We start from the raw sequence: 2540 nt of genomic DNA, 5'->3' as shown, positions 1-2540 counted from the left end.
CAGCCGCGCATGCGCCTGTCAGGAGGACTTCGGGAAGGCTAAAAATGAGAGCAGGCAGGTTTCCGACAAAGCCCTGCGGATCGAGTCGATCAGAACCGCATGGTCCAGGCCGCTTCGTACTCGAACTGGCTACCGGTATATCGATTGCTCGAACGATAGCTGGGCACGCCGAGGAAGTACGGAGCGCTCGAGTAGACCGCTTGCAGGCTGAACATCGAGCTGCGACCGGTGGCCTTGGAATATCCGAATCCGATCGTGTGATCAGCCGTGTCGACACCCAGTGCCGTGCGCAGCAGGTCTGAAGTGGGTTCTGGCTGCTGGCGAGTCGTGTAGCGCAGTTCGAATATACCGATGCGAGCATCACTGAGGGTCCAGCCGGCCGAATAGACGGTCAGATTCTCCCAGGCGAAGTCGGGGCTTGCGCCACTACCAAGCAAGGCCAGGAAATGTCTCGGCAAGGCCGGGCTCGTAAACGGTGTCACCTGGCTGTACATGACGCGCTCGGCACCGACATCGAAACTCAGAGCAGGCGTCAACGCATAGCTCAGGCCGAAACTGGCGCTGGCGGGAATGTCGAACTGCCCCGGATCGGAGTAGACACCGCGCAGCGAATTCAGCGAATCCATGTCGACTTGCGACTGAATTGCAGCACTCCAGCTCAGCTTGTCGACCAGGGAATTGCCAATGTCCATGCGCAAACCCGCACCGTACGATGTCTCGCCTGGAACCACCGGCCAGAGCGGCATGCCTTCATTGAGATAGGCCTCGCCCATTCCGAGTGTTGCGAAGCGCTGGTATGCGAGAACGGCCGTAACGCCGACCAACCCCTGCTCGCCCCAACGCGTTACCCAGGAGGGTGCGACCACGGTTCTCATCAGGCCAACACCGGGAAGATCAGCAGCGATTTCAAGCTGTTGACTGGACAATGCCTGTGCGCGCTCGCCGACCACTGCCTGCGCGACCGACAGGTTGAGGCTGGAAATCGGCCGATCGGCAATGGAGCCGAAAGCGAGGGCAACGTAAGCGTCGATGCCAGTCGTGTCGGTTACTCGTGGCGCTTCGCTGACGGAAACGGGAGCCCAGGAGAATCCGGGGGTAATACTCGACAGGGCATAGTTGCGCCAGCGTTCCGGTACGGCTTCGCTGTTTGTTGCGGCCACGGCAGGCTGTTGCTGCAAACCCGGCGGGGTCGCGGCACTCGCTGAAAAGGAGAGCGGGAGTGTCAGCACGAGGCCGAGCACTCCCATCAATCTTGCTTCTGCTGCTGCTATTGCCCGCTGCATTGCCCTGTTGCTGCGGTTAGGGAAGGAGGTGTGTTCTAATTCAAGGCGGATATTGGCGTAAAAGCAACAACGGGTCAAGTACGCAACACCTGAGAATCTCCCAGCGTGTGGCTTGGTTCACCAAGTATTTTCCGAGCTCCGGTGGCCGACCCTTCGGGTCCAGCATGACGCCTCCGTGTTGCACAAAACCAACAAGGCAAGCCATGTCAGATCAGCAACCCTCGCCGCCCATCGCAATGACCATTGCCGGCTCGGATTCCGGCGGCGGTGCCGGCATCCAGGCAGACTTGCGCACGTTTGCCGCCCTGGGCGTACACGGGACCAGTGCCATTACGGCGGTAACGGCCCAAAACACCCGGCACGTTACCGACGTGCAGATGATTGCGACCCGCACCGTGCGTACCCAGATCGAGGCCGTGCTGGGCGACTTCCGCGTCTCCGCAATCAAGACGGGCATGCTGGGAACCGCCGCAATCGCACGTTGCATCAGGAACGCGCTCGACAAGAAGCTGCATATCCCGCTGGTCGTCGACCCGGTACTTGTCGCCACCAGCGGCGCCAATCTCGCACGTGGCCAGTTGGTATCGGCTATTCGCCAGCACCTGCTGCCTCGGGCCGACCTGCTTACCCCCAACCTTCCGGAAGCCGAACAACTGCTGGGCAGGCGTCTGCGCAATCGCGAAAGCCTGCTCGAGGCCGCCTGGGAACTGCACCGACTGGGGGCCGCGGCCGTCCTGCTGAAAGGCGGGCACCTGGCCGGAGCACAGGTTCATGACGTACTGGTCAGTGAGCATGGCGTGCGCTGGTTCAGCCATCCGCGGATCAATGCGGAAGGCCATGGCACGGGATGCACGCTGGCCTCCGCCATCACTGCATGCCTCGCACGCGGTGATGCGCTGGAGGCGGCAGTGGAAACCGCGATCAACTTCGTCAATCTTGCATTGCAGGCAGCTTACCGGCCGGGCCGCGGCAGGATCGTGGTCCTCGACCACATCGCTGCCGGGCAAACGATCAGGCGTGAATCCGCCTGATCAACGCATCGGTGAACCCTTGCGTATTTCCAGTGCCGCCGAGATCGGGAGTCAGGGAATCGCGTGCTTCGAGCGTGTCGCGAATCGCGGTGCGGACCTTCAGCGCCTGATCCTCCAGCCCAAGGTGACTGAGCATCTGGGCTGCTCCGAGCAGCAGGGCACAGGGATTGGCCACACCCTTTCCGGCAATATCTGGCGCCGAGCCATGCACGGCTTCGAATATGGC

3 protein-coding genes are annotated in these 2540 nt (G+C 61.7%); 1 reads left to right on the top strand and 2 read right to left on the bottom strand.

Annotated features, from left to right (window positions below; translation table 11 throughout):
* Positions 1–89: 89 nt before the first annotated feature.
* A complete protein-coding gene (locus WBP53_RS00015) occupies positions 90–1283 on the bottom strand; it encodes a hypothetical protein (RefSeq protein WP_423924670.1) in 1194 nt (397 codons plus the stop codon).
* A gap of 203 nt (positions 1284–1486) precedes the next feature.
* Between WBP53_RS00015 and thiD the strand changes: the two genes are divergently transcribed.
* A complete protein-coding gene (gene thiD / locus WBP53_RS00010) occupies positions 1487–2314 on the top strand; it encodes a bifunctional hydroxymethylpyrimidine kinase/phosphomethylpyrimidine kinase (protein ID WP_423924668.1) in 828 nt (275 codons plus the stop codon).
* Here thiD and WBP53_RS00005 read toward each other — a convergent pair.
* Positions 2295–2540, bottom strand: a 246-nt coding sequence (locus WBP53_RS00005; protein ID WP_423924666.1) for an isocitrate/isopropylmalate family dehydrogenase, incomplete at its 5' end; no start/stop codon positions are given. The two genes, thiD and WBP53_RS00005, sit on opposite strands and share 20 nt — an antisense overlap.

Origin of the sequence: Dokdonella sp. (assembly GCF_049593775.1) — a bacterium.
Taxonomy (GTDB): Bacteria; Pseudomonadota; Gammaproteobacteria; order Xanthomonadales; family Rhodanobacteraceae; genus Dokdonella.
Note: the sequence above shows the minus strand (reverse complement) of the source record. Positions and strands in the feature narration are given on the sequence as shown.

Coding starts and splice junctions, on each gene's coding strand:
- thiD (WP_423924668.1), top strand. CDS start 1,487: ATGTCAGATCAGCAACCCTCGCCGCCCATCGCAATGACCATTGCCGGC.
- WBP53_RS00015 (WP_423924670.1), bottom strand. CDS start 1,283: ATGCAGCGGGCAATAGCAGCAGCAGAAGCAAGATTGATGGGAGTGCTC.